Source organism: Alteromonas sp. CH_MED4-4, from assembly GCF_037029575.1.
GTDB lineage: Bacteria > Pseudomonadota > Gammaproteobacteria > Enterobacterales > Alteromonadaceae > Alteromonas > Alteromonas macleodii.
In genome coordinates this window covers 17,871-40,665 of sequence record NZ_JAYMEU010000030.1, presented here as the reverse complement: position 1 = coordinate 40,665, position 22,795 = coordinate 17,871, and the positions used below count along the sequence as shown (strand labels likewise).

24 protein-coding genes and 5 pseudogenes are annotated in these 22,795 nt (G+C 54.2%); 21 read left to right on the top strand and 8 right to left on the bottom strand.

The window, feature by feature from the left end:
* Window positions 1-104: 104 nt before the first annotated feature.
* The 5 genes from WA381_RS21025 to WA381_RS17250 all read right to left on the bottom strand — a co-directional run bounded on the left by WA381_RS21025 (window position 105) and on the right by WA381_RS17250 (window position 2,521).
* Window positions 105-326, bottom strand: a complete 222-nt coding sequence (locus WA381_RS21025; protein WP_390881945.1) for an ATP-binding protein — start codon at window positions 324-326, stop codon at window positions 105-107.
* A complete protein-coding gene (locus WA381_RS17265; protein ID WP_390881944.1) occupies window positions 323-907 on the bottom strand; it encodes an ATP-binding protein in 585 nt (194 codons plus the stop codon). Before WA381_RS17265 ends, WA381_RS21025 begins: the two co-directional genes overlap by 4 nt.
* Window positions 904-1,728, bottom strand: a complete 825-nt coding sequence (locus WA381_RS17260) for a Mu transposase domain-containing protein (protein WP_231506617.1) — start codon at window positions 1,726-1,728, stop codon at window positions 904-906. Before WA381_RS17260 ends, WA381_RS17265 begins: the two co-directional genes overlap by 4 nt.
* Entirely contained in the window at window positions 1,709-2,104 is a 396-nt protein-coding gene (locus tag WA381_RS17255; RefSeq protein WP_231506618.1) for a hypothetical protein, read from the bottom strand. The genes WA381_RS17260 and WA381_RS17255 overlap by 20 nt, the downstream gene beginning before the upstream one ends.
* A 177-nt stretch (window positions 2,105-2,281) precedes the next feature.
* A complete protein-coding gene (locus WA381_RS17250) occupies window positions 2,282-2,521 on the bottom strand; it encodes a phage integrase N-terminal SAM-like domain-containing protein (protein WP_231506619.1) in 240 nt (79 codons plus the stop codon).
* Window positions 2,522-2,739: 218 nt separating this feature from the next.
* Between WA381_RS17250 and benA the strand changes: the two genes are divergently transcribed.
* From benA to WA381_RS17185, 14 genes are all read left to right on the top strand, one after another.
* Window positions 2,740-4,080: a benzoate 1,2-dioxygenase large subunit gene (gene benA, locus WA381_RS17245; protein ID WP_156087404.1), complete on the top strand. Its 1,341-nt coding sequence runs from the start codon at window positions 2,740-2,742 to the stop codon at window positions 4,078-4,080.
* Window positions 4,081-4,082: 2 nt separating this feature from the next.
* Window positions 4,083-4,577, top strand: a complete 495-nt coding sequence (locus tag WA381_RS17240) for an aromatic-ring-hydroxylating dioxygenase subunit beta (RefSeq protein ID WP_156087405.1) — start codon at window positions 4,083-4,085, stop codon at window positions 4,575-4,577.
* A gap of 155 nt (window positions 4,578-4,732) precedes the next feature.
* On the top strand, window positions 4,733-5,746 hold the full coding sequence (gene benC, locus WA381_RS17235; RefSeq protein WP_231506620.1) for a benzoate 1,2-dioxygenase electron transfer component BenC: 1,014 nt from the start codon (window positions 4,733-4,735) through the stop codon (window positions 5,744-5,746).
* Between the two features lie 10 nt (window positions 5,747-5,756).
* On the top strand, window positions 5,757-6,542 hold the full coding sequence (locus WA381_RS17230) for a 1,6-dihydroxycyclohexa-2,4-diene-1-carboxylate dehydrogenase (RefSeq protein WP_156087406.1): 786 nt from the start codon (window positions 5,757-5,759) through the stop codon (window positions 6,540-6,542).
* Between the two features lie 129 nt (window positions 6,543-6,671).
* Window positions 6,672-7,001 carry a 2Fe-2S iron-sulfur cluster-binding protein gene (locus tag WA381_RS21020; protein WP_156087407.1) on the top strand — a complete coding sequence of 110 codons (330 nt, stop codon included), beginning with the start codon at window positions 6,672-6,674 and terminating at the stop codon, window positions 6,999-7,001.
* 5 nt (window positions 7,002-7,006) lie between these two features.
* On the top strand, window positions 7,007-7,930 hold the full coding sequence (locus WA381_RS17225; RefSeq protein ID WP_156087408.1) for a catechol 2,3-dioxygenase: 924 nt from the start codon (window positions 7,007-7,009) through the stop codon (window positions 7,928-7,930).
* Window positions 7,931-7,976: 46 nt separating this feature from the next.
* A complete protein-coding gene (locus WA381_RS17220) occupies window positions 7,977-9,437 on the top strand; it encodes a 2-hydroxymuconic semialdehyde dehydrogenase (RefSeq protein ID WP_156087409.1) in 1,461 nt (486 codons plus the stop codon).
* A 7-nt stretch (window positions 9,438-9,444) separates the two neighbouring features.
* A complete protein-coding gene (locus WA381_RS17215; protein ID WP_156087410.1) occupies window positions 9,445-10,317 on the top strand; it encodes an alpha/beta fold hydrolase in 873 nt (290 codons plus the stop codon).
* Window positions 10,317-11,102, top strand: coding sequence for a 2-oxopent-4-enoate hydratase (gene dmpE, locus WA381_RS17210; protein ID WP_156087411.1), 786 nt, complete (start codon window positions 10,317-10,319; stop codon window positions 11,100-11,102). The genes WA381_RS17215 and dmpE overlap by 1 nt, the downstream gene beginning before the upstream one ends.
* Window positions 11,103-11,125: 23 nt before the next feature.
* Window positions 11,126-12,061, top strand: a complete 936-nt coding sequence (locus tag WA381_RS17205; protein WP_156087412.1) for an acetaldehyde dehydrogenase (acetylating) — start codon at window positions 11,126-11,128, stop codon at window positions 12,059-12,061.
* A 13-nt stretch (window positions 12,062-12,074) separates the two neighbouring features.
* On the top strand, window positions 12,075-13,112 hold the full coding sequence (dmpG, locus tag WA381_RS17200) for a 4-hydroxy-2-oxovalerate aldolase (RefSeq protein WP_156087413.1): 1,038 nt from the start codon (window positions 12,075-12,077) through the stop codon (window positions 13,110-13,112).
* Window positions 13,109-13,903 carry a 2-oxo-3-hexenedioate decarboxylase gene (dmpH, locus tag WA381_RS17195; protein ID WP_156087414.1) on the top strand — a complete coding sequence of 265 codons (795 nt, stop codon included), beginning with the start codon at window positions 13,109-13,111 and terminating at the stop codon, window positions 13,901-13,903. Before dmpG ends, dmpH begins: the two co-directional genes overlap by 4 nt.
* Before the next feature lie 9 nt (window positions 13,904-13,912).
* Window positions 13,913-14,104, top strand: a complete 192-nt coding sequence (locus WA381_RS17190) for a 2-hydroxymuconate tautomerase (protein ID WP_156087415.1) — start codon at window positions 13,913-13,915, stop codon at window positions 14,102-14,104.
* 37 nt (window positions 14,105-14,141) lie between these two features.
* Window positions 14,142-14,828 (top strand): hypothetical protein, encoded by a 687-nt coding sequence (locus tag WA381_RS17185; RefSeq protein ID WP_156087416.1) that lies wholly within the window; start codon window positions 14,142-14,144, stop codon window positions 14,826-14,828.
* A 398-nt stretch (window positions 14,829-15,226) separates the two neighbouring features.
* Here the strand turns inward: WA381_RS17185 and WA381_RS17180 are convergent, their stop codons facing one another.
* On the bottom strand, window positions 15,227-16,207 hold the full coding sequence (locus WA381_RS17180) for a DNA-binding protein (RefSeq protein WP_197044463.1): 981 nt from the start codon (window positions 16,205-16,207) through the stop codon (window positions 15,227-15,229).
* Between the two features lie 260 nt (window positions 16,208-16,467).
* Here WA381_RS17180 and WA381_RS17175 point away from each other — a divergent pair, with 260 nt between their 5' ends.
* From WA381_RS17175 to WA381_RS17150, 6 genes and pseudogenes are all read left to right on the top strand, one after another.
* On the top strand, window positions 16,468-16,602 hold the full coding sequence (locus WA381_RS17175; protein ID WP_264386963.1) for a hypothetical protein: 135 nt from the start codon (window positions 16,468-16,470) through the stop codon (window positions 16,600-16,602).
* Window positions 16,592-17,320: a tyrosine-type recombinase/integrase gene (locus WA381_RS17170; RefSeq protein ID WP_231506621.1), complete on the top strand. Its 729-nt coding sequence runs from the start codon at window positions 16,592-16,594 to the stop codon at window positions 17,318-17,320. The genes WA381_RS17175 and WA381_RS17170 overlap by 11 nt, the downstream gene beginning before the upstream one ends.
* A complete protein-coding gene (locus WA381_RS17165; RefSeq protein WP_231506622.1) occupies window positions 17,320-17,670 on the top strand; it encodes a hypothetical protein in 351 nt (116 codons plus the stop codon). The genes WA381_RS17170 and WA381_RS17165 overlap by 1 nt, the downstream gene beginning before the upstream one ends.
* Before the next feature lie 7 nt (window positions 17,671-17,677).
* Window positions 17,678-17,917 (top strand): annotated as a pseudogene (locus tag WA381_RS17160) (DUF4158 domain-containing protein); the annotation flags it as partial.
* Window positions 17,918-18,242: 325 nt separating this feature from the next.
* Window positions 18,243-18,371 (top strand): annotated as a pseudogene (locus tag WA381_RS17155) (IS66 family transposase); the annotation flags it as partial.
* Between the two features lie 57 nt (window positions 18,372-18,428).
* Window positions 18,429-19,238, top strand: a pseudogene (locus tag WA381_RS17150) (IS3 family transposase); the annotation flags it as partial.
* Between the two features lie 9 nt (window positions 19,239-19,247).
* Here the strand turns inward: WA381_RS17150 and tnpC (WA381_RS17145) are convergent.
* A pseudogene (tnpC, locus tag WA381_RS17145) lies at window positions 19,248-19,805 on the bottom strand (IS66 family transposase); the annotation flags it as partial.
* Window positions 19,806-20,406: 601 nt separating this feature from the next.
* Here tnpC (WA381_RS17145) and ltrA point away from each other — a divergent pair.
* Window positions 20,407-21,702 carry a group II intron reverse transcriptase/maturase gene (ltrA, locus tag WA381_RS17140; protein WP_156087420.1) on the top strand — a complete coding sequence of 432 codons (1,296 nt, stop codon included), beginning with the start codon at window positions 20,407-20,409 and terminating at the stop codon, window positions 21,700-21,702.
* A 103-nt stretch (window positions 21,703-21,805) separates the two neighbouring features.
* On the opposite strand, the pseudogene tnpC (WA381_RS17135) reads toward ltrA, so the two are convergent.
* A pseudogene (gene tnpC, locus WA381_RS17135) lies at window positions 21,806-22,750 on the bottom strand (IS66 family transposase); the annotation flags it as partial.
* Window positions 22,751-22,795 lie beyond the last annotated feature (45 nt).

The window sequence follows — 22,795 nt, the reverse complement described above, 5'->3', positions numbered from 1 at the left end:
TAATATTTTGTAAGATTAGTTGATACTTGGGGGGAATTCAACCGCTTTCTTTGGTTCATCGCGGGTTAGAGTGAAAAAGTAAGAGACGGGCTTTCTGGCGTCAACTACCTTGTCCGGTCCGCGACAATTATGATGGCCGGTTGGGTGGTCTTACTTTTTACTCTTTCCAGCCTGCTTAAGCTGTTGCTGTGTCGTCGGTAGCTTTCCCCCTCTAATTCGATAATCGTCGCGTGGTGTATGAGTCGGTCTACGGCGGCTACGGTCATCATGCTGTCCGGGAAGATTTGATCCCACTCGCTGAATGGCTGGTTGGCAGTGACGATCAAGCTGCCACTCTCATAGCGGTGAGCGATGAACTCGAACAGTACCTGGGTTTCTGCATCCGTTTTTTAACGTAGCCAATATCGTCAATGATGATGACCCGGTACTTGTCCAGTCGTGTCATGGCGGTCATCAGATCAAGGTCGCGCTTGGCTTGCTGCAAGTGCTGAACCAGGGCTATCGCCGGGAACAGTTTGCAGCGCACGCCCTGTTCGGTGAGTTGATGGCCCAGGGCATTGGCAATGTGGGTTTTGCCAGTGCCGCTAGGGCCGATCAAGAGCACATTGTCGGCATGGTGTGCCCAGTCATTGTCTTGTTGCAGCTTGGCCAGTGCGGCGTTGCAGGGGCGACTAAAACGGCTTTGATCCAGCGCAGAGAAGGTTTTGTTGGCCGCAAGCTTAGCCTCTCGTAGCCACTTCTGAGTTCGACGCTGGTAGCGATCTGAGAGTTCGTATTCACACAAGGCTGCCAGGTAATCCGTATGTGACCAGTTCTTTTCAATGGCCGTTTCCCAGAGCGATTGATAGTGACGGTGGAAGGCCGGCAGACGGAGTTCTTTAAGCAGTAAGGCGACGGAGTCAGTCATATCGACGCCTCTTGGCTGCGGATCGAAGTCAGCAAGTCGTCATAACTGACCAGGGTGTGTTGATTTGAAGCTGAGAATTCGAGGTCGGGATTGCCACGAAGGTAGCGTGACTGGATCTCGGTAATTGACGCGAACCGGCCGACCCGGGCTTCTATCAACAGGTCTTCCCCCAGCGACTGTTCATCATCATATTCACTGGCCAGCCGAAGGACGGTCACGATCCACTTGCAGGCTTCACGGGGGTCAAGATGCTCATCCGCGAGTTGCCAGAGTTCGCGGTAGTTGTCGTCTGGAAGCAGGTCATCACGCAACTGAGAGTAGCGGAAGGCCTGTGGCTTTGAGGCCAGCGAGCAGATCACGTGCCGGTAATTGACGCTGCGGGCACGGTTCTCACTCGTCTTGGGATAAACGCGTGGCAATGTCACAGCCGGTTGCTGACCAACGAACAGCACCAGCTTGTCGTGGTGCAGGCGGATTTGGACCGACTCTCCAATCAGTCGCGATGGCACGGTGTAGACAACGCGGCGGACTTCGATCGTTGAGCTGCGCGTCACCTTGAGATGGAGGGTCTGATACTCGGCGGCTGTAAACTCCGACAGTGGCTGCAAGGCGGTCTGCTCTTCAAGCACACGGGACCGGTTGCGCCGATTGAGTTTGTCAGCAGCGCAATCGATAAACTCCTGGTACTGCTCGATACTCTCGAAGTCATTGTGGCCGCGCAGTAACAGCTGTTGTGCCAGGCGCTTCTTGAGCGAGCCATTGGCACACTCCACCACACCGTTCTCATGGGACTGCCCCAGATTATTTCGGGTGGGCGTCATGCGGTAATGCTGGCACAGCTCGCTGTAGGGCTCGCTGCAATCCCGTCGCCAGAGCCGCATAACTCTCACCGCCCTGAACCACGGTAACCGAGCGCCAGCCACTGTAGGCCAGACGGAACTGATAGAGCAGATGTGGAAAAGCCTTGGACTGAATCGTCACAGGGTTATCTGGGTGGGTAAAATCCGAAAATCCCTGCTGTGCCAAAACGGCCTGTTGGCGAAAAATGACCTCGCGTTCCGGCCCATACAGTGCTCGCCATTGCTTCACCCGACATTGCAGAGTGCGCAAAATGGTCTGGTCGTAGTGCTCAGGGTATTGCTCTTGCAAATAATCCAGCAGGGTTGTTCCGGTCAAGTCAGGCTTGGCTTCTAGCAAAGGGAGTAACTCTGTCTCCCAAACGGCTTCCAGTGGATCTTCTCGGGTGCGCCACTTTGTCGGTGCTGCATGTACAGCTCCTCTTGTCAGTTGGTTATGTGTTGGCCTGGCACCCTTTGCTCCACCATGGAAAACAAGGGGCCAATTGTTACACCCAACCGGCCAAGATAGTTGTCGCTAACCGGTCATCCTAATTGTCGCCGAACACTTCCAGGAGCGGTGCTCGACCAGGTGCATGAAATACTGCCTGAGCTGATCGGTGCTAAGCTGGTCGGGAGAGGTGTCGAAGAAGTCGCCGACCTGCCGCAGGCAGCGGGCGTACATATCGATGGTCTTGGGGCTTTTGCCCCGCAGGGTGAGTTCGGTGAGGTAGCGTTGGTGCAGGGATTGGAAGCGAGCGTGTTCGTTGGCGTTCATGGGGTGTCTCCTCTGGTCCCCTTCCGGGCTGGAAGGGATCAGAGAAGTACAGACGAATTACGCCTCTGCCGCGTAGCGGCTTCGTTCAACTACTCAATTGAACATAAGATGCAATGCAAAACCGAGTCTTTGCAGCCCTAGGATAAAGAGTGCACTCACTGGATAGTTATTCCTAGGGCTGCCCTTCAATATGTATAAAAAAAAAAGGAGGGTAGTCTGTGCATAATAATCTGATAGCAAAAGTAGGCGGTCTGATTGAAACCGATGAAAAAAAAGGCCTGTATCGTAGTCGACGCGACATGTTCACTGATCCTGAGCTGTTCGAGATGGAGATGAAGTACATTTTCGAAGGAAACTGGGTTTATTTGGCGCATGAAAGCCAGGTTGCAAATGCAAACGACTATTTTACCGGTTATATCGGACGCCAGCCCATTGTTATTACCCGCAATAAAAATGGCGAGCTGAACTGCTTTATCAATACCTGCACCCACCGTGGCGCTATTCTTTGTCGCAAAAAGAAGGGTAGCAAGGCAGTTTTAACCTGTCCTTTCCACGGCTGGAGCTTCAATAACTCCGGAAAGTTGATCAAGGTCAAAGATCCCGACGATGCTGGCTATCCGGATTCCTTTGACTGCAGAGGCTCTCATGACCTAAAAAAGGTGCGCATGGAAAGCTACAAAGGCTTCCTTTTTGGCTCGCTGAATGATGATGTCAAGCCGCTGACTAAACATTTGGGCGAAGCAGCCAAAATCATCGACATGATTGTCGATCAGTCACCGGAAGGTCTGGAAGTGTTGCGTGGCTCATCGACTTACATCTTTGACGGCAACTGGAAATTGCAGGCCGAGAATGGAGCCGATGGGTACCACGCATCTGCTACTCATTGGAACTACGTTGCCACTGTGGCTCGTCGTAAGGCCGGCATGTCCGCTGATGATGTTAAGGCGATGGACCTGTCCACTTTTAACAAGCAAACAGGTGGATTCTATGCATTTGAACATGGCCACATTCTGCTGTGGATGGAGTGGCCTAATCCGGAGGATCGCCCACTGTACGAGCGCCGAAACGAGCTGGTCGAAAAATTTGGCGCTCATCGTGCCGACTGGATGATAGGGAAGTTGCGTAACCTTTGCCTGTACCCGAACGTATTCCTGATGGATCAGATGAGCTCCCAGATTCGTCACTTCCGTCCAATCTCCGTGGACAAGACCGAAGTCACCATTTATTGCATCGCGCCCAAGGGAGAAAATGCTGAAGCGCGTACCCACCGCATCCGTCAGTACGAAGACTTCTTTAACGCTTCCGGCATGGCGACCCCGGATGACCTTGAAGAGTTTCGCGCATGCCAGCAAGGTTTTAAGGCCATGAAACTGCCTTGGAATGACCTGAGTCGTGGTGCTGCTCACTGGATCGATGGGCAGGATGAAGAGGCGATGACTATCGATTTGCACCCTGTGATGAGTGGTAAGAAGACTGAAGATGAGGGTCTGTTCATTGTTCAGCACCATTACTGGCAACAAATGATTGCCGAAGCGGCGCGCAAGGAAAAGGGAGAGTAACCATGACAATCAGTTACGACGAGATTCGTGATTTTCTGCATTCTGAGCAGCGTGCGCTGGACGATAAGGATTATAGCCATTGGCTTGAGCACTATGATAAGAACTCTGAATTCTGGGTGCCGTGTTGGGATGTGGACGGCGAGCTGACGGACGATCCGCAGTCAGAGATGTCATTGATTTATTATGATAAACGGGATGGAATTGAGGATCGTGTTTTCCGCATCCAGACAGAGCGCTCCAGCGTCAGTTCAATGCCGGAGCCGCGTACCCAGCACATGCTGAGCAACCTGGAGGTGCTCGCTGTATCGTCCAGTGATGCAAAAGTGCGCTACAGCTGGATGACCCACAGCGTACGTTATGACAATGTAGATACCTATTTCGGTACCGCGTTTGTCAAGCTGATTCGTGGTGAAGACGGCAAGCTGAAAATCAAGAGCAAGAAGGCTGTGCTGAAGAACGACTACATCCACCACGTTGTGGATATCTATCACCTTTGAATTCGTCCGGATATATAAGCCTAATGGCTTCCCTGTCAGTCAGGAATAGCCACGAGGCTTCCATCCGGATTCCCGGATCTGAATTAACCAGTTTAATAACAAGTGCCTCTCGGTGTGTCGTCGGCACCCTTGAAATGGGCCTGAGGTATCAAGCAGTGTATAAAGTAGCGCTCAATTTTGAAGATGATGTAACTCGATTTATTACCACGTTACCGATGGAGACGGTGGCCGACGCCGCTTATCGTTCGGGAATCAATATTCCGCTCGACTGCCGTGATGGTGCCTGTGGTACCTGTAAGTGTCACTGCGAATCGGGCAGCTATAAGATGGATGGTTATATAGAGGATGCGCTGTCCGTTCGGGAAGCCGAACAGCGCTATGTTCTGACTTGCAGCATGATTCCGGAGTCGGATTGTGTCGTTACCGTGCCGGCCACGTCAGAAGTCTGTGTGCGTAGCCAGCAAGCCGACGTACATGCCAGGTTGACTGAGATTAACCATCTGTCTGACTCCACCCTGTCCTTTGCCGTTTCCGGTGATCAAGTGCGGGCCATGCATTTTCTGCCGGGGCAGTATGTCAATGTACAGGTACCGGGGACTGACCAATGGCGCGCCTATTCCTTCAGCTCCATAGTTAACCAGGCGAACGAATCGGTATCTTTCCTGATCCGTGCGGTTCCCGGCGGGCTGATGAGTACCTATATGGCAAACAAGGCGAGCGTAGGTGACAGTATAACCCTGCGAGGTCCCTTTGGCAGCTTTTACCTGCGTGAAGTGAGGCGCCCGGTACTGATGCTGGCTGGGGGAACGGGGCTGGCGCCCTTCCTGGCGATGTTGGAAAAGATTCAGCAGGACGGAAGCGCTCATCCGATCCACCTAATCTACGGCGTTACGCACGATATTGATCTTGTCGAGCTGGACAAGCTTAAAGCCTTCGCCGTGGCCATCGATAATTTCACATTTGATGTCTGCGTGGCCTCAGAAAATAGCAGTTGGCCGCAGAAGGGTTACGTCACAGATTATATTGAACCTAGTGATTTGAATGATGGTGATGTTGATATCTATCTGTGTGGTCCGCCGCCGATGGTCGAAGCTGTTAGCAGCTTTATGCAGGAAGTGGGTATTCAACCGGTCAGCCTCCACTACGAGAAATTTACGACCAGCAAGTGAGGAATTCTAAATGAGAGTCGAACGTTTTGAAAACCGCGTCGCTATTGTGACTGGTGCTGCCCAGGGCATCGGTCGTGCCGTTGCCCTACAGATGGCTGCTGAAAAAGCCAGCCTGCTGCTGGTGGATCGCTCCGATATTGTCAAAGAGGTGGCAGAGGAGGCCCTGGCCGCCGGCGCGGCAAGCGTCCAGATCAGCGTCGTTGATCTGGAGCGGTATGCGGATGCCTGCAAGGCAGTCAATTTGGCGGTAAGTCATTTTGGCCGCATCGACATTTTGGTTAATAACGTTGGCGGTACGATCTGGGTCCAGCCTTATGAAGTCTACGAGGAAGAGCAGATCGAAGCCGAGATTCGTCGCTCCTTGTTTCCGACCCTTTGGTGTTCCCATTCAGTTTTGGCACAGATGCAAAAACAACAAAGTGGAGTGATCGTGAATGTGTCATCTCTAGCAACCCGAGGTTCTAACCGTGTGCCCTATTCGGCGGCCAAGGGGGGTGTAAACGCTTTGACCGTGTGTATGGCGTTAGAAAATGCCAAATATGGGATCCGTGTCAACGCAGTAGCTCCTGGTGGTACTGATGTTGGCCAGCGGCGGATTCCGCGTAATAGTAAAGCCATGAGTCAATTGGAGAAGGGGTGGTATCAGGCTATCGTTGATGAGGCTACCGAAATGAGCTTCATGAAGCGCTACTGCTCACCGGAAGAGCAGGCCAATGCCATACTTTTTTTGGCGTCTGACGAGGCTTCCTATATCACAGGTACGGTGCTGCCGGTGGGTGGCGGGTATCAGGGGTAACCCTCTTGCTCCAATTAAGAGCTTTACACGGAGTACTCCGGTGGTTGAGTAGAATGATTGGCACCGGCTGACGTCGCGCTTGAAATGTAACGTTGGGATCTTCAAGGAAATCTTAAGGGGAGAGGAGGTATGGCTCGATTTCAGGTGTATAATTGCACAACGGGCGACGATTTTACCTGCCAAGAAGGCCAGAGCGTCCTCAAGGCCATGGAGCAATGGGGCCTGAAGTGCGTGCCTGTCGGTTGCCGAGGCGGTGGCTGTGGCATCTGCAAGGTCCGCGTGATTGAGGGTGAATACAGGTGCGGAAAGATGAGCCGCGTACATGCCCCGCCCGAAGCCATTGAACAGGGGGAGGTCCTGGCCTGCCGGATCTATCCAGTCACCGATCTGACTATTGAGTGCCTGGAGCCATCGGCTCCGGGCGATACGAGCGAGCAAACAACAAGAGCGTTGAGGTAACTGTTATGAAAAAAGGTGTAATGCGTCCCGGCCACGTACAGATCCGGGTTCTCGATATGGGCGAAGCCGTCAAACACTACACCGAGCTGCTGGGCATGATCGAAACCGATCGTGACGACCAGGGCCGGGTGTATCTCAAAGCCTGGACCGAGGTGGACAAGTTCTCCCTGGTGCTGCGTGAAGCAGACGAGCCCGGCTGCGATTTTATGGGCTTCAAGGTAGTGGACGAAGACACTCTGGTTCAGCTGGAAAAAGACCTGGTGGCCTACGGTGTTGAGGTGGAACAGGTGCCGGCCGAAGATCTGAAGGATTGCGGTCGCCGCGTCCGCTTTACCGTGCCCTCCGGCCATGCCTTCGAGCTATATGCCGACAAGAAGTACACCGGCAAGTGGGGCGTTTCCAGCGTGAACCCGGAAGCCTGGCCCCGTGGCCTGCAAGGCATGAAAGCCGTCCGCTTTGACCACTGCCTGTTCTACGGCCCTGAGTTGGCTGCTACCTATGACATTTTCGTGAACGTGCTGGGCTTCCATCTGGCCGAACAGGTACTGGACCCCGAAGGCACCCGCGTAGCGCAGTTCCTGACGGTCTCCATGAAGGAGCACGACGTGGCCTTCATTCATCACGAAGAGAAAGGCAAGTTCCACCACGCGTCCTTCTTCCTGGATACCTGGGAAGCGGTCCTCCGGGCGGCGGATCTGATCTCCATGACCGATACCTCCATCGATATCGGCCCGACCCGTCACGGCCTGACCCACGGCCAGACCATCTATTTCTTTGACCCGTCCGGCAACCGCAATGAAGTGTTCTGTGGCGGCGATTACTTCTACCCGGATCACAAGCCGGTGACCTGGCAAGCGGAGCAGCTTGGCAAGGCGATTTTCTACCACGATCGCCAGGTGAACGAACGCTTCATGACGGTATTGACCTGATTTTTCAACCGTTCGACAGGCCTATCTATAACAGGATTAGTCAGCAATGAAAGACATCAAGCACTACATCAACGGGCAGTACGTTGGCTCCGCCAGCGGCAAGCTGTTCGACAACGTCAACCCGGCCAACGGCAAGGTGATCAGCAAGGTTCACGAAGCCGGTCGGGACGAGGTGGACGCCGCCGTTAAGGCCGCAAAAGCGGCCCTGCGCGGCCCCTGGGGAAAGATGACGCTGGAGGAACGCACCAGCATCCTGCATAAGGTGGCGGACGGCATCAATGCCCGTTTCGACGAGTTCCTGGAGGCGGAATGCCTCGATACCGGCAAGCCGAAATCCATGGCGAGCCACATCGACATCCCCCGGGGTGCGGCCAACTTCAAGGTATTCGCGGACATGATCAAGAACGTGCCCACGGAGTCCTTTGAAATGCCCACGCCGGATGGCACCGGCGCGCTGAACTACGCCGTACGCCGCCCCAAAGGCGTGATTGGTGTAATCAGCCCCTGGAACCTGCCCCTGCTGCTGATGACCTGGAAGGTCGGCCCCGCCCTGGCGTGCGGCAACACCGTAGTGGTTAAACCTTCCGAGGAAACCCCCACGACCACAGCGCTATTGGGCGAGGTGATGAAAGAGGCCGGTGTGCCGGATGGTGTTTACAACGTGGTGCATGGCTTTGGCGGTGATTCCGCTGGTGCCTTTCTGACTGAACACCCGGACGTTGATGGTTTCACCTTTACCGGCGAAACCGGCACCGGCGAAATCATCATGAAAGCAGCTGCCAAAGGCATCCGGGACATCTCCCTGGAGCTTGGCGGCAAGAACGCCGGCCTGGTGTTTGCCGACTGCGACATGGACAAGGCCATCGAAGGCACCATGCGCTCGGCCTTTGTGAACTGTGGCCAGGTGTGCCTGGGCACCGAGCGCGTCTATGTCGAACGGCCCATCTTTGACGAGTTTGTGGCCCGTCTCAAAGAGGCAGCTGAGGGGCTAAAAATCGGTCCGCCAGACGATGCTGAAGCCAACCTGGGACCACTGGTCAGCCTCAAACATCGTGAAAAAGTCCTTTCCTATTATCAGAAAGCCGTGGATGACGGCGCCACTGTGGTTACCGGTGGTGGCGTTCCAGAGATGCCGGACGAACTGGCCGGTGGTGCCTGGGTTGAACCCACCATCTTTACCGGGTTGTCGGAAGATTCCGCGGTGATTACGGATGAGATCTTCGGCCCCTGTGTCCACCTGTGCCCGTTCGACACCGAAGAGGAAGCCATCGAGCTGGCCAACAGTCTTCCCTACGGACTGGCGTCGGCAATCTGGAGCGAGAACATCACTCGTGCCCACCGTGTGGCGGGCCAGGTCGAAGCTGGCATTATCTGGGTCAACAGCTGGTTCCTTCGTGACTTGCGCACACCCTTCGGGGGTAGCAAGCAGTCCGGCATTGGCCGCGAGGGCGGTGTGCACTCCCTGGAGTTCTACACCGAGATTAAAAACATCTGCGTAAAATTGTGAGACGATCATGACAGCATCTGAAAAAAGCCCCGAAATCGGGCGTGAGATAACCGCTGCCGGGTACCGCACTAACGTGCATGACCATGGTGGCGACAATGGAAAGAGTGATGTCCCGGTGATGATGATCCACGGCTCCGGCCCCGGCGTGACGGCCTGGGCCAACTGGCGCCTGGTGATTCCGGAACTGGCAAAGCACCGTCGTGTGGTGGCGCCGGACATGCTCGGCTTCGGTTACACCGAACGCCCGGGAGACAACACCTACAACCGTGAACGCTGGGTGGCCCATGCCATCGGCGTTATGGACTCGCTGGATCTGGAGAAAGTGGATCTGATAGGCAACTCCTTCGGGGGTGGCCTGGCCCTGGCCTTGGCGATCGAACACCCGGAGCGGGTTCGTCGCCTGGTGCTGATGGGGTCTGTAGGTGTCAGCTTCCCGATCACCAAGGGCCTGGACGAAGTCTGGGGTTACCAGCCCTCGCTGGAAACCATGCGTCGGTTGATGGATGTATTTGCCTTCAACAAGGGGCTGTTGACCGACGAACTGGCAGAAATGCGTTACCAGGCCAGCATTCGCCCCGGTTTCCAGGAGTCTTTCGCGGCCATGTTCCCGGCACCTCGCCAGCGTTGGGTTGATAACCTGGCCAGCCGGGAAGAGGACATCCGCGCGCTGCCCCACGAAACCCTGCTCCTGCACGGCCGTGAAGACGAAGTGATTCCGCTGGAGGCTTCCCTGAAGCTGGCGGAGCTGATTGACCGCGCCCAGTTACACGTGTTTGGCCGTTGTGGCCACTGGACCCAGATTGAACATGCTGGCCGCTTTGCCCGGTTGGTTAACGACTTTTTTGATGAGGCCGACAAAGCGGCTTCCGGAGACGCCTGATGGAACCGCAAAAGATCCAGATGCTCGGCGACGAGCTGTACCAAGCCATGATCGCTCGGGAAGCGGTATCCCCACTCACCAGCCGTGGCGAAGACATCAGCATTGACGACGCCTATCACATTTCCCTGCGCATGCTGGAACGCCGGCTGGCGGATGGAGCCTCCATCATCGGCAAGAAGATTGGCGTCACCAGCAAGGCCGTGCAGAACATGCTGAATGTACATCAACCGGACTTCGGGTACCTGACCGACGACATGGTGTTCAACAGTGGCGAAATCATGCCCATCAGCGACCGACTGATTGCGCCTCGCGCCGAGGGCGAAATCGCCTTCATCCTGAAAAAAGACCTGATCGGTCCCGGCATCACCAATGCTGATGTACTGGCGGCGACCGAGTGTGTCATGCCGTGCTTCGAGATTGTCGATTCCCGCATTCAGGACTGGAAGATCGCCATCCAGGACACGGTGGCCGACAACGCCTCCTGTGGACTTTTTGTATTGGGCGACCAGGCCGTGTCTCCCCGCAAGGTGGACCTGGTGACCTGCGGCATGGTGGTGGAGAAGAACGGCAGCGTGCTGAGTGCTGGCGCCGGCGCTGCTGCTTTGGGTTCCCCGGTGAACTGCGTGACTTGGCTGGCCAACACCCTGGGCGAGTTCGGCATCACCCTGAAGGCCGGCGAAGTCATCCTGTCCGGCTCCCTGGTTCCGCTGGAGCCGGTCAAGGCCGGTGATTACATGCGCGTGGATATTGGTGGCATCGGTAGCGCCTCCGTGCGCTTCGCCTGATCCGGATCAGAGAGGACAACATTATGAGCAAGAAAATCAAAGCAGCCATCATCGGCTCGGGCAACATCGGCACCGACCTGATGATCAAGATCCTGCGCAATGGCCAGCACATCGAAATGGGCGTGATGGTCGGGATTGATCCCGAGTCTGACGGCCTGGCCCGTGCCGCCCGCATGGGCGTGGCCACCACCCACGAGGGTGTGGACGGCCTGGTGAAAATGCCGGAATTCGCCGACATCGACATCGTCTTTGACGCCACCTCCGCCAAGGCCCACATGCACAACGAGGTGTTCCTGCGCGGTCACAAGGAAAACATCAAGATCGTCGACCTGACCCCGGCGGCCATCGGTCCTTACTGCGTGCCGGTGGTGAACCTGGAACAGAACCTTCAGGAAGGCAACGTCAACATGGTCACTTGCGGTGGCCAGGCCACCATCCCGATGGTAGCGGCGGTCTCCCGGGTCGCCAAGGTGCATTACGCCGAAATCGTGGCGTCGATCTCCAGTAAATCCGCCGGCCCCGGTACCCGCGCCAACATCGATGAGTTTACCGAAACCACCTCCAAGGCTATCGAGATGGTCGGCGGTGCCCAGAAGGGCAAGGCCATCATCATCCTGAACCCGGCCGAGCCGCCCCTGCTGATGCGCGACACTGTCTACGTGCTCTCCGACGCCGCCGACAAGGTGGAAGTGGAAGCCTCAGTCGAGGAGATGGTCCAGGCCGTGTCGTCCTACGTGCCGGGCTACCGCCTGAAACAGAAGGTGCAGTTCGACGACATCCCCGAAGATCAGCCCATGAACGTCCCGGGCCTGGGCCGCTTCAGCGGCCTGAAGACCTCCATCTTCCTGGAAGTGGAAGGCGCCGCCCATTACCTGCCGGCCTACGCCGGCAATCTGGACATCATGACCTCCGCGGCACTCGGTACCGCCGAGCGCATCGCTGAATCGCTGGTCAACTGAGGAGGAACAAATCATGACCTTTAATCCCGGCAAGAAACTCTACATCTCCGACGTGACACTGCGCGACGGCAGCCACGCCATCCGCCACCAGTACTCCATCAAGAACGTGCAGGACATTGCACGGGCCCTGGACAAGGCCAAGGTCGACAGTATTGAAGTGGCCCACGGCGATGGCCTGCAGGGCTCCAGCTTCAACTACGGCTTCGGCGCCCACACCGACCTGGAGTGGATCGAAGCGGTCGCCGAAGTCACCGAACACGCCAAAATCGCCACCCTGCTGCTGCCCGGCATCGGCACCGTCCACGACCTGGACAATGCCTACAGCGCTGGCGCACGCATCGTACGAGTGGCCACCCACTGCACCGAGGCGGATGTCTCCAGGCAGCACATCGAGCATGCCAGAAAGCTGGGCATGGACACCGTGGGCTTCCTGATGATGAGCCACATGCAGACCCCACAAGGGTTGGCGGAACAGGCCAAGCTGATGGAAGACTACGGCGCCACCTGCCTCTATGTCGTTGACTCCGGCGGTGCCATGAACATGAACGACATCCGCGACCGCTTCCGGGCCCTGAAAGATGTGCTCAAGCCGGAAACCGAAACCGGCATCCACGCCCACCACAACCTGGCCCTCGGTGTGGCCAACTCCATCGTGGCGGTAGAAGAAGGCTGTGACCGTGTTGATGCCTCCCTGGCCGGCATGGGCGCCGGTGCGGGCAACGCGCCGCTGGAAGTGTGCATCGCCGCCTTCGACAAGATGGGCTGGGAGCATGGTACCGATGTGTACGCCCTGATGGACGCCGCTGACGATATCGTTCGGCCGCTGCAGGACCGTCCCGTCAGAGTGGACCGCGAAACCCTGGCCCTGGGCTACGCCGGTGTCTACTCGAGCTTCCTGCGCCACTCCGAAGTGGCGGCGCAGAAATACGGCCTGAAGACCGTGGACATTCTGGTAGAGCTTGGCAAACGCCGCATGGTGGGTGGCCAGGAAGACATGATTGTGGATGTGGCGCTGGATCTGCTGGCGGCACAGAAGGAGCAAAACGCATGAGCAAGACATTAAGTCGCGAACAAATGCTGGCCCTGGCTGAACACGTGGAAAACGCCGAACTGCAGGCCCACGACATCACCAAGGTCACCAACGACTTTCCGGATATGACCTTCGAGGACGCCTACGACGTGCAGTGGGAAATCCGCCGCCGCAAGGAAGAACGGGGCAACAAGATCGTGGGCATGAAAATGGGCCTGACCTCCTGGGCCAAGATGGCCCAGATGGGTGTGGAAACACCGATCTACGGCTTTCTGGCGGATTATTTCAGTGTGCCGGACGGTGGTGTGGTCAACACCAAGGAACTGATCCACCCGAAGATTGAAGCCGAAATCGCTTTTGTTACCAAGGCACCGCTTAAAGGGCCTGGCTGCCATATCGGCCAGGTACTGGCAGCAACGGACTTCGTGATCCCCGCCGTGGAGATCATCGACTCCCGCTACGAGAACTTCAAGTTTGACCTGGTGAACGTGGTCGCCGATAACGCCTCGTCGACCCGCTTTATCACTGGTGGGCAGATGGCCGAAGTGGCGGATGTGGACCTGAAAACCCTGGGTGTGGTGGTCGAGAAGAACGGCGAAGTGGTGGACGTGGGTGCTGGCGCGGCTGTGCTGGGTCATCCAGCCTCAAGCGTCGCCATGCTGGCGAACTTGCTGGCGGAGCGGGGCGAACACATCCCGGCAGGCACCTTCATCATGACCGGGGGTATCACCGCGGCCATCACCGTCGAACCCGGTGACAACATCAGCGTTCGCTACCAGGGCCTGGGAACGGTCACGGCCCGGTTCGTATAAGGAGGTTTTATGCCCGTTGCCCAAATCAACATTCTGGAAGGTCGCACCGACGAGCAAAAAGAGATGCTGATCCACGAGGTAACAGACGCTATTGTCCGCTCCCTCGGAGCGCCGGTTGAAAGTGTTCGCGTCATTCTCAACGAGATGCCCAAGCAACATTTTGGCATCGGCGGGCAGTCAGCAAAAAGACTGGGGCGGTAAGCCCCGGCAATATTGCCGGATTATTTGGATAAGACACATGACAAAACTTCCGGCGTTATTTGTCTCCTGTGACGCTGACAACATTCAGTCCAGTGGACAAGCCTGTTCCGGGCCAGCGCGGATGATCTGGGGCAAGCACTACAAAAGCGTGGTAATAATCAGCTCACGGTGTGATCACAAAACCCCGGAAATCCTTCAGCTTAAAGGTGACGGTGGCACTGCTGGCAGGATAAAGGCACTGCTCTCAGGCCATGGCTTTGAACCGGAAGTGTGTTCACGGGATGTATCGAGCCGGCACCAGCTGTTCCGGGTGCTTTTGGCAGAAGAACCCGGGGAGTTAACGGAGCTCATCCTCAATACCGGTATGAGTGAGTTGGAGTACCGTCCAGTCGGGCGGTGTCTGGAGGTGTTGCGGAAGCAGGATGTTCTTGTGATCTGTCTCGATGACAAGGCATGCCATAGGGAAGCTGATGGTATCTCCCTGCATGACCGGCATTTAAGGGAGTTGCTCAGTGCCTGGGCGCAGGATCAGCGGTGGGGTACAGCGATGTCGTTCAAGGGTGATGCTGCCGGCCCAGCCCAAAATACTCGTCTGGATGACCCGACGGTGTGCCTGCTCAATACCGCGTTTACCCTTGGGGGCTCGCAGTTTCCGCAAAGGATGTTCAGTAGTGGGATGAACAATGTTGCACAGAAGGTCACTGGTTTTGGATGGTTGCAATAATCATGGCAGACGATAACCAGAAACCGCTTGTTCAACGGGGGTTTTTATTGACTGAAACCGCCGCATTGCGCCTGTTGACATTCGTAAAAATTGGCAGAGCTGATTTTTTGTCCAAACGAATTTGCAAAACGATACATGTTTCATTAAATGGATGCGTTTTGGTAAGAACTTGTCCCTAGACGATGAAAAAGCAGGGCAACACGCCGCCCTAAATCCGTCATCCAAACCACTCGGGCTCCCCCAATGAGAAACACCTGAGACTTGAACCACAATAGAACTGCAGTAGGCTCTAAAGCATAGTCAGGAGGATTTCAAGAAACGGGGTATCTTAATTTTGTGTCGCGGTCAAGAGCAATATGCTCCTTTTCGTCAACAGGCCGTGTGACTTTTCGAATGCATTAAGGGGTCTTTCTGATCGTCTCGTCGGAATCGTTGTCAGCGCTCAAGCGATCCAACAGCTCATTCTTCACGCTCAGGTCGGTTTCAAGCTGCTGCACCTTCGCTTTCAGTTGGTCGTTCACGCGCTGCTGCTTTTCAAAGGCAGCCTTTCGTTGGCGTAACGCTACTGTTTGCTGCTCTAGCCGCACCGTTTTGTCGGCCAGACGACGATTTTCGCGATCCCGCTCGTCCAGTTGCTGGATCAACTGATCCGACTGCTTTCGAGCTTCAGTCACCTCCGTGAACACCCGGGTGATCTCCCGGGTGGCCTGGGTCTGTTCGTCGCGTTTCACGGCCAGGGCTTGTTGCAGGTGGCGTTGCTCTTCCTGGACCTGCTGCTCATGCCGACGCTGATCCTGTTCGCGCTGCTCTTTCACGGAGCCGCGATAGTGCTCCAGCGCCTGCCGAGCATGCTTGTGCTTTTCTTCGAGTGAGTTCACCTGGCGTTGCTTGTCCTGAACCTGCTCAGTCAAACTTTCAATGCGCTGGGCCTGTGCGCGGTTATCGCCTTCGAGTTTCGAGAGCGCCTCACGCAGCCCATGGATCTGCGCCTGTAAATCATCCCGCGCCGGAGCCAACACGGTATTTTGCGCCTGGTTTTGCCTGGTCTCAGCGGTCTGTGCCGTCAAGGCTTCCTGTAAGCTGACCACCTCGGCCTGATGGCGGTATCCCGCCTGCTCAATGGTCTCCTGCGCGTCCTGGCGTAATTGCCGAGCCAGTTGGCCTACCAAGTCGGTTACGTGGTTGCTCAGAAGCGCTTCGTCGTCCAGACGGGTGCTTTCACGCGCCTCGATCGCTTTCAGGTGGTTGCTGATGGTGGTCTTTGAGGCGGTGTTGCCCATCTCGGCTCGTATGGCGTCGATGGAGGGGTAAACATTGCGAGCCAGAAGACGTTTACGGGCGTTCTCGACCAGGGGTTGGGTGATGCCACCTCGGGCCATGATCGTGTCCTCATGTTTATTTCGTACTGTAGTACGTATTATGTTATTACGTACTATATACACCAGAAAGATAGTTGGAAAGCACCTCTGTAAAGACATGTGATAATCCAGAGTTATCCATTGTGATACCCATTTCGATAACGATACTAACCAAAGCTCGGTACGATATGACTCGATTTACCGCCCCGGATCAAGGCCGCACCAGGAGATCAAGAATGCACAAACAAGCCGAACCACTCGATCAACCCGTGCGCGATGCAATGGCTAAGACGTCCAAAAAGATGGTTTCAAAGGCAGACAATGAGGCCGTGTGCGAAGCGGCCGAACGCTGGATAAGAGAAGCGACAAGAGCATTGCCGAAATCGGACGACGCTGGTGGACCCAATGACGGTTGATCGGTACGTTCGGGCTGCTACCCGCGACAATACCCGACGAAGCTACCGATCCGCAGTCGAGCATTTTGAGGTGAACTGGGGCGGTTTCTCGCCCGCAACCGCCGACAGCGTCGCTCGCTATCTGGTCTATCATTCCGAAAGGCTTTCTGCCGCCACTCTGAAGCAGCGTCTGGCGGCGCTGGCACGCTGGCACCGGGACCAAGGTTTTCCAGATCCGACGAAAGCTCCTTTAGTACGCACGGTTCTGAAGGGCATTCGCGAAGAGCATCCCTACCGGCAAAAACAAGCAAAGCCGCTGGCCCCCGCTGCCGGTATGTCCTTGTACTTACGGAGGAGCAAGGGGGATCGTCAGGCCGAAGGTCGCCTATACAAGGTGCCAGCTCTGAGGCAGTGCTGTCCCGTGGAGGCCTGTCAGGATTGGTTGGACTTTTTGAACCAGCCCAGCGGTGCGCTATTCAGGGCGATTGATCGCTGGGGAAATATTTCCAATACTTCATTGCACCCGAACAGCATCGTGCCGCTACTGCGCCAGCTTCTGGCCGACGCAGACATTGACGCTGTGGAAGCGTTCAGCAGCCATTCGCTGCGACGCGGTTTTGCCACCTGGGCCAGTGCGTCCGGCTGGGAAATCAAAGCGCTTATGGAGTACGTCGGTTGGCAGGATGCCCAGACTGCCTTGCGATACATGAAGCTAAATCGCCGTTCGAGCAGGCCCTGATGCAAATCCCAACCGAAGTGGCGTCTTCTGTCGGCCAGCCACGCCTGGCGAGCGTATCCGAACCGCGACACCGGGCATTAACCGTCCAGCTCACCCTGGAGCCGCAACGCCCTCGCAGCCGGAAACCCCACCAGGCCCGCACGGTAATCGAAGCCCACTGCCTGAAACCGTTCGAGATGGAACAGCAGAACAATGGAGACTACCACATTGAGGTGCCTGCAACGTCGGATGAGCAGCTGGACGAAATGATGGACGACTTGATCGATGAGACACACCGCATTGCGTCCGACAAAGCCTGCTGGGTGGAGACACTGATCACGGACCCGGCCACCGGGCAAGCATGGGATTGAGCCGGTTATGAGTGCTATTCAGGGAACAGCCTATCCACGGTTTCGGACGGATATCCCGCAACAGGAGCTTGATGCGGTTTACACGCCCACGTCCGGTGAACAGCGCTGGGCTCGTCGGCGCACCAGACAGATCCTGGAGCGCTTCTTTTTACTGCTTCACCTGAAGGCGTATCAGAAACAGGGGTTCTTTTCCTCGTCGGTCGATTTGCCGGGCGATTTGCGCCGTCACATTGCGCAGTGCCTTGGTCTCGACAAACAGCCGACCATACCTGCATCAACTTCTTTTAACACCCCTATGATTTGACATTCTGTATAGCGTGATTTTTTCATAGTCGTCTCCTACATTAATCATTGCAGAAAACTCCAATTAAGTCTGTCTCAGTTTAGGGGAAGTGGACAATGTGGATTGATGAATGTTTAACTTAAAACTATGGGATAGAGCAAAATCGAGCCCAATAGTTGAATCTGAAAAAGCCAACAGCTATATGTGGCTGTACGCGAGTGGCGCTGACTCGCTTAACGGTAATATACCCGATTCAGTGATACCTAATATCGTGCTTTACGACTATCACAATAGTCGCGCTGAGCGCGCGATTAAACCGTTCGTCATCGGCAGAAAAAATTGGCTGTTTAGCCAAACCGCCACGGGCGCAAATGCCAGTGCGGTGCTTTATAGCATCATTGAAACCGCAAAATCCAACTGTAAACCTCCCCTAAAATAGCGGCATACCTTTTTAGAGTTCTTCGGCGTAAACTGAGCCAAGAATGGTGGTATGGAAGCGTCTGATATCAAAAGACTGAAGGATCTTGAAGACGAAAACCGCATGCTTAAAGCGATGTTCGCTGACTTAAGTCTAGAACACCGGATCCTCAAAGATATCGTCGAAAAAAAGCTGTAAAGCCAGCGATAAGGCGTGAGCTTGTTAATTATGCGCGAGAGCAGCATGGTGCCAGTTTACGTCTTGCATGTCGCGCTGTTGGCATCAGTGATTCAGTTTATCGTTACCAGCCTGATCAAACGCGGGATGATAAGGTCATCGCCAAACTAATTGAAACCGCTGAGCGCTATCCGGCCTACGGATTCAGCAAGCTGTACAAAATCCTGTGTTGTTGGGGCCATGGCTGGAATCATAAGCGTGTTCACCGGATTTACTGCAAGCTCAAGCTGAATAAGCGACGCCGTGGAAAGAGCCGTCTGCCAGCCAGAAACCCCGAACCACTGGCCGTTCCGGTTCAGGCTAATCATTGCTGGTCAATGGATTTTATGTGCGACAGCCTGCAATGCGGCAGACGCTTCAGAACGTTCAATCTGGTAGACGATTTCAACCGTGAAGCACTGGCCATCGAAATTGACCTGAATCTGCCATCGCAGCGCGTAGTCAGAGTGTTGGAGCGTATCGTTACCTTTGCGGGGTTATCCCAATAAACTTAGCATGGACAACGGGCCGGAATTCATCTCTGTCACTCTGGCAAGTTGGGCAGAAGAACATGGTATTGATCTGGAATTTATTAAACCCGGTAAACCTACTCAGAATTCCTTTATCGAGAGATTCAACGTAAGCGTCCGGTAATCCCACCTAGCGCTTAGCAAACTGCCATAGTAGTAGCTGCTCGATATCGGCTTCAGGTTTGCTGAGCTGCTCCAAGCTGTCCATGACATACTCGAACACATTGAGGTCGTTAGCTTTCGCCGTTTCAATAATGCTGTAGAGGTTGGCGCTGGCATTGGCACCGGTTGCAGTCTGGCTGAACAGCCAGTTCTTTCTGCCGATGACGAACGGTTTGATTACGCGTTCTGTACGGTTATTGTCGATGGTAAGGTATCCATCGAGTGTGTAACGAACCAACTTATGCCATTGATTGAGGCAGTATTGTATTGCCTCACCCAGTTTGGTTTTCGGTAACACCTGTTGAGCTGATTTTGTCAGCCAGGTTTCAAGCTGATTAAGCAGCGGCAGGCTCTTTTCCTGACGTTGCGCATAGCGGTTTGCCGCGGTTTCTTCTTTTAACTGTGTTTCTACACGGTAGAGTTTCTGGATGTGGTTCAGTGCCCAGTCTGCTTTGCCACTGCCCTTACTGCCCGCGCCTTTTTTCGCCTCCATAAACTTGCGTCTGGCATGGGCCCAGCTTGCGACAGGCTAAGCCTGAGAATAAAGGAGGTAACTATGCTGTAACCAAAATTATTCGTTGAATTCCAGAGGGTTCAACTCCCTCCCGGTAAAAGCTAACCACTGGCCGGAAGCGAGTCTTGCATGGACAACGGTAACGTTATTCGTGAAGCGTAGACAGCAGGTGCTAAAGCCGCGGGATTGAGTCTCGATATCATGTTCACGTTGGAGGCTTCATTTTGTTGGGAATGGGGTCAGTACAGTACATATCGTAATGGTAAGAGATGTATTGTCCGACCGGGATCTATGGCCGGGGCAAAGGTACAGGATGGAATTCTCAGGAACCTGTGAGATCCAGTATTGACCTGAGTATTAATAAGCGTTTGGCTTTAGCTATTAACAAAGCCGGGCTGTCTGGTAACGGCTTCTAATCAGACAGAGCGAACATGAAGCACGCTCAGGAGCTTAAAAGCGAATCCATAAGTGATTAGGTAGTAGATGCTGGAAGTCTTAGTGCGCCATAGTACTGTTGACTTGGGGGAACTCTGCTCAGGAGGACCCTAACGAGGAAAGGGCGCACCATAACTTTTTAACTGTTGATGGGAAACATAAAGGTGCTCAGAAACCGATGATTGTGTCAACGAAACAACAACAGATAGCCAAATTGGCTAAAGAGAAACCGAAACTAGTATTCACATCACTCAATCATCAGCTGGATATTGAGTGGCTATATGAAGCGTATCGGCTCACACGTAAAGATGGCGCAGTTGGCATAGATGGTGAAACAGCACGTGACTATGAACAGCACTTGGATGCAAATCTGCAATCATTGCTTGAACGAGTCAAGTCTGGACGCTATCGAGCGCCTGCTATTCGTCGCGTGTTTATTCCCAAGGGCGATGGCAAGCTGCGTCCACTTGGGATCCCCACATTTGAAGACAAGCTTGTTCAACGTGCTGTTGTAATGCTACTGGAGCCAATATACGAACAGACGTTCTATGACTGTTCATTTGGTTTTCGACCGGGCTACTCTGCGCACCAAGCGCTACAAAGTCTTCGTAATCACATCATGGATGACGGGGGGAAGTGGGTACTAGACGTGGATATACAGCAGTATTTCGATACCATTGAACATACTCAGTTGAGAAACTTTTTAGACCAACGAGTGACGGATGGCGTTATTCGTAAAATGATAGACAAATGGTTAAAAGCCGGTGTGATGGATGGGAGTAAACTAAAGAAGTCTGTAATCGGGACGCCACAAGGCGGTGTTATTTCTCCTTTGCTAGCAAATATATACTTGCACTATGTATTGGATGAATGGTTTGCCAATACGGTTAAACCTCGCATGCGTGGGCGTTCAAGTTTGACTCGGTTTGCGGACGATTTTGTTATGGTGTTCGAACATTACGAGGATTGTTATCGTGTTCAACAAGTCTTAACCAAACGCTTTACGCGTTATGGGCTGACACTGCACCCTGACAAAACTCGCCGCGTAGATTTTCGATTTCGGTATCGAAAAACGAATATCCAACGCGGTAAGTGCGTTAATTTTGATTTTCTAGGCTTTACCCATTACTGGGGGCGGTCTCGACGTGGTCACTTTGTTGTTTGTCAAAAGACAGCGAAGAATAGGCTCGCTCGAACACTAAAGGCATTTAATGTGCTGTGCCAAAAGATGCGCCATAAACCGCTGGATTTGCAGTGGGAATGGTTAAATCGAAGGCTAGTGGGACACTTTGTCTACTTTGGGATCACTGGAAACATAAAATCACTTAAACGTCTCCACCATAAAGTGGAGCGTCTGTGGCATAAGTGGCTAGGTCGCCGTTCTAGGAAAAGTTACATTCCTTGGGTACGATTCACGCTATTGCTTAAACGCTTCCCATTGGCGATTCCAAGGATCTATCATCGTTATGTTTAATGAGCTACGCAGCGAATAAACTGTTATGAAGAACCGGATGCGTTAATTGCGCTCGTCCGGGTCTGTGAGGGGTGAGGGCAGTAATGTCCTCATCTACTCGGAAGCCCACTAAGGTGGCTTGTGTTTGTTCATAGCCCTGATAGCCATCCACTTGCAGGTAACCGTGATAACCGCCAAGGAAGTCCACGGCACATTGTCCGGCACGACTATTGTGATAATCGTACAGCACGATATTATGTATCGCTGAACCGGTAATGGTCGCTTGCGGTGAATCTACACCAGTAGCATACAGCCACATGTAGCTCGTCGATTTACCGGAATCGACAACCTTCAGCGTGGTTTCATCCGCCTGGATAACCGGTTGTTGTATCAGGTGTTGATGAAGCCAGTCGTAGAGCGGTTTAAATAGCTCAGCACAACGGATTATCCAGTCCGCCATGGTCTTGCGGCTTATTTCGATACCGTGTTGTTTGAACATGGCTTCCTGCCGGTAGAGCGGCAGACCATACTGGTATTTGCTGGTGATTATCTGACTTAACAGGCTTGTTGCATAGCCTTTGGGAATAACACAGTGTGGCACTTGCGCTTGCTTTAGCGTGTTGCTGATACCCTCTTTTTCGCAGGAGCGACACGCATACTTCGGACGTACATGCTCAATCACCTTCACCTGAGCAGGGATAAACTGAAGCTTCTCAGATTTATCTTTGCCGATGCAGTGCAATGTACCTGCGCAGCAATCGCAGACTTTATCTTCATCGGGAATATCATGGATGATAACTTCACGCGGCAAGTCTTCAGGCAACGGGTTGCGCTTAGGTTTACTGCGTGTGTAGCTGATAGTTTCCTGCTCTGCCGACACATTCTCAGCAGCCAGTTCCTCCACCTCATTAAACAGTTCGCCCTGACCAGGGTGGCCTTCGGTGCTTTTACCGATCTGTTTATTCTGGGCAATGCGGAACTGCTCTTCCAAATAAGCAATTCTAGCGTCTCTTTCTTCAAGAAGCGCCTCTAATTCAGCGATGCGGTGTTGATAATCATCGGTAGTCATACAGATATTATCGCGCATTAAAGCACTGATTACATGACATTATTC

Excerpts from the sequence above, each read along its gene's own strand:
- WA381_RS17265 (WP_390881944.1), bottom strand. The coding sequence starts at position 907 with ATGACTGACTCCGTCGCCTTACTGCTTAAAGAACTCCGTCTGCCGGCC.
- dmpG (WP_156087413.1), top strand. The coding sequence starts at position 12,075 with ATGACCTTTAATCCCGGCAAGAAACTCTACATCTCCGACGTGACACTG.
- WA381_RS17240 (WP_156087405.1), top strand. The coding sequence starts at position 4,083 with ATGACAATCAGTTACGACGAGATTCGTGATTTTCTGCATTCTGAGCAG.
- WA381_RS17260 (WP_231506617.1), bottom strand. The coding sequence starts at position 1,728 with ATGACGCCCACCCGAAATAATCTGGGGCAGTCCCATGAGAACGGTGTG.
- WA381_RS17225 (WP_156087408.1), top strand. The coding sequence starts at position 7,007 with ATGAAAAAAGGTGTAATGCGTCCCGGCCACGTACAGATCCGGGTTCTC.
- WA381_RS17205 (WP_156087412.1), top strand. The coding sequence starts at position 11,126 with ATGAGCAAGAAAATCAAAGCAGCCATCATCGGCTCGGGCAACATCGGC.
- WA381_RS17215 (WP_156087410.1), top strand. The coding sequence starts at position 9,445 with ATGACAGCATCTGAAAAAAGCCCCGAAATCGGGCGTGAGATAACCGCT.
- WA381_RS17230 (WP_156087406.1), top strand. The coding sequence starts at position 5,757 with ATGAGAGTCGAACGTTTTGAAAACCGCGTCGCTATTGTGACTGGTGCT.
- WA381_RS17220 (WP_156087409.1), top strand. The coding sequence starts at position 7,977 with ATGAAAGACATCAAGCACTACATCAACGGGCAGTACGTTGGCTCCGCC.
- WA381_RS17180 (WP_197044463.1), bottom strand. The coding sequence starts at position 16,207 with ATGGCCCGAGGTGGCATCACCCAACCCCTGGTCGAGAACGCCCGTAAA.
- WA381_RS21020 (WP_156087407.1), top strand. The coding sequence starts at position 6,672 with ATGGCTCGATTTCAGGTGTATAATTGCACAACGGGCGACGATTTTACC.
- WA381_RS17190 (WP_156087415.1), top strand. The coding sequence starts at position 13,913 with ATGCCCGTTGCCCAAATCAACATTCTGGAAGGTCGCACCGACGAGCAA.
- WA381_RS17185 (WP_156087416.1), top strand. The coding sequence starts at position 14,142 with ATGACAAAACTTCCGGCGTTATTTGTCTCCTGTGACGCTGACAACATT.
- dmpE (WP_156087411.1), top strand. The coding sequence starts at position 10,317 with ATGGAACCGCAAAAGATCCAGATGCTCGGCGACGAGCTGTACCAAGCC.
- ltrA (WP_156087420.1), top strand. The coding sequence starts at position 20,407 with ATGATTGTGTCAACGAAACAACAACAGATAGCCAAATTGGCTAAAGAG.
- dmpH (WP_156087414.1), top strand. The coding sequence starts at position 13,109 with ATGAGCAAGACATTAAGTCGCGAACAAATGCTGGCCCTGGCTGAACAC.
- WA381_RS17170 (WP_231506621.1), top strand. The coding sequence starts at position 16,592 with ATGACGGTTGATCGGTACGTTCGGGCTGCTACCCGCGACAATACCCGA.
- WA381_RS17165 (WP_231506622.1), top strand. The coding sequence starts at position 17,320 with ATGCAAATCCCAACCGAAGTGGCGTCTTCTGTCGGCCAGCCACGCCTG.
- WA381_RS17250 (WP_231506619.1), bottom strand. The coding sequence starts at position 2,521 with ATGAACGCCAACGAACACGCTCGCTTCCAATCCCTGCACCAACGCTAC.
- WA381_RS17175 (WP_264386963.1), top strand. The coding sequence starts at position 16,468 with ATGGCTAAGACGTCCAAAAAGATGGTTTCAAAGGCAGACAATGAGGCC.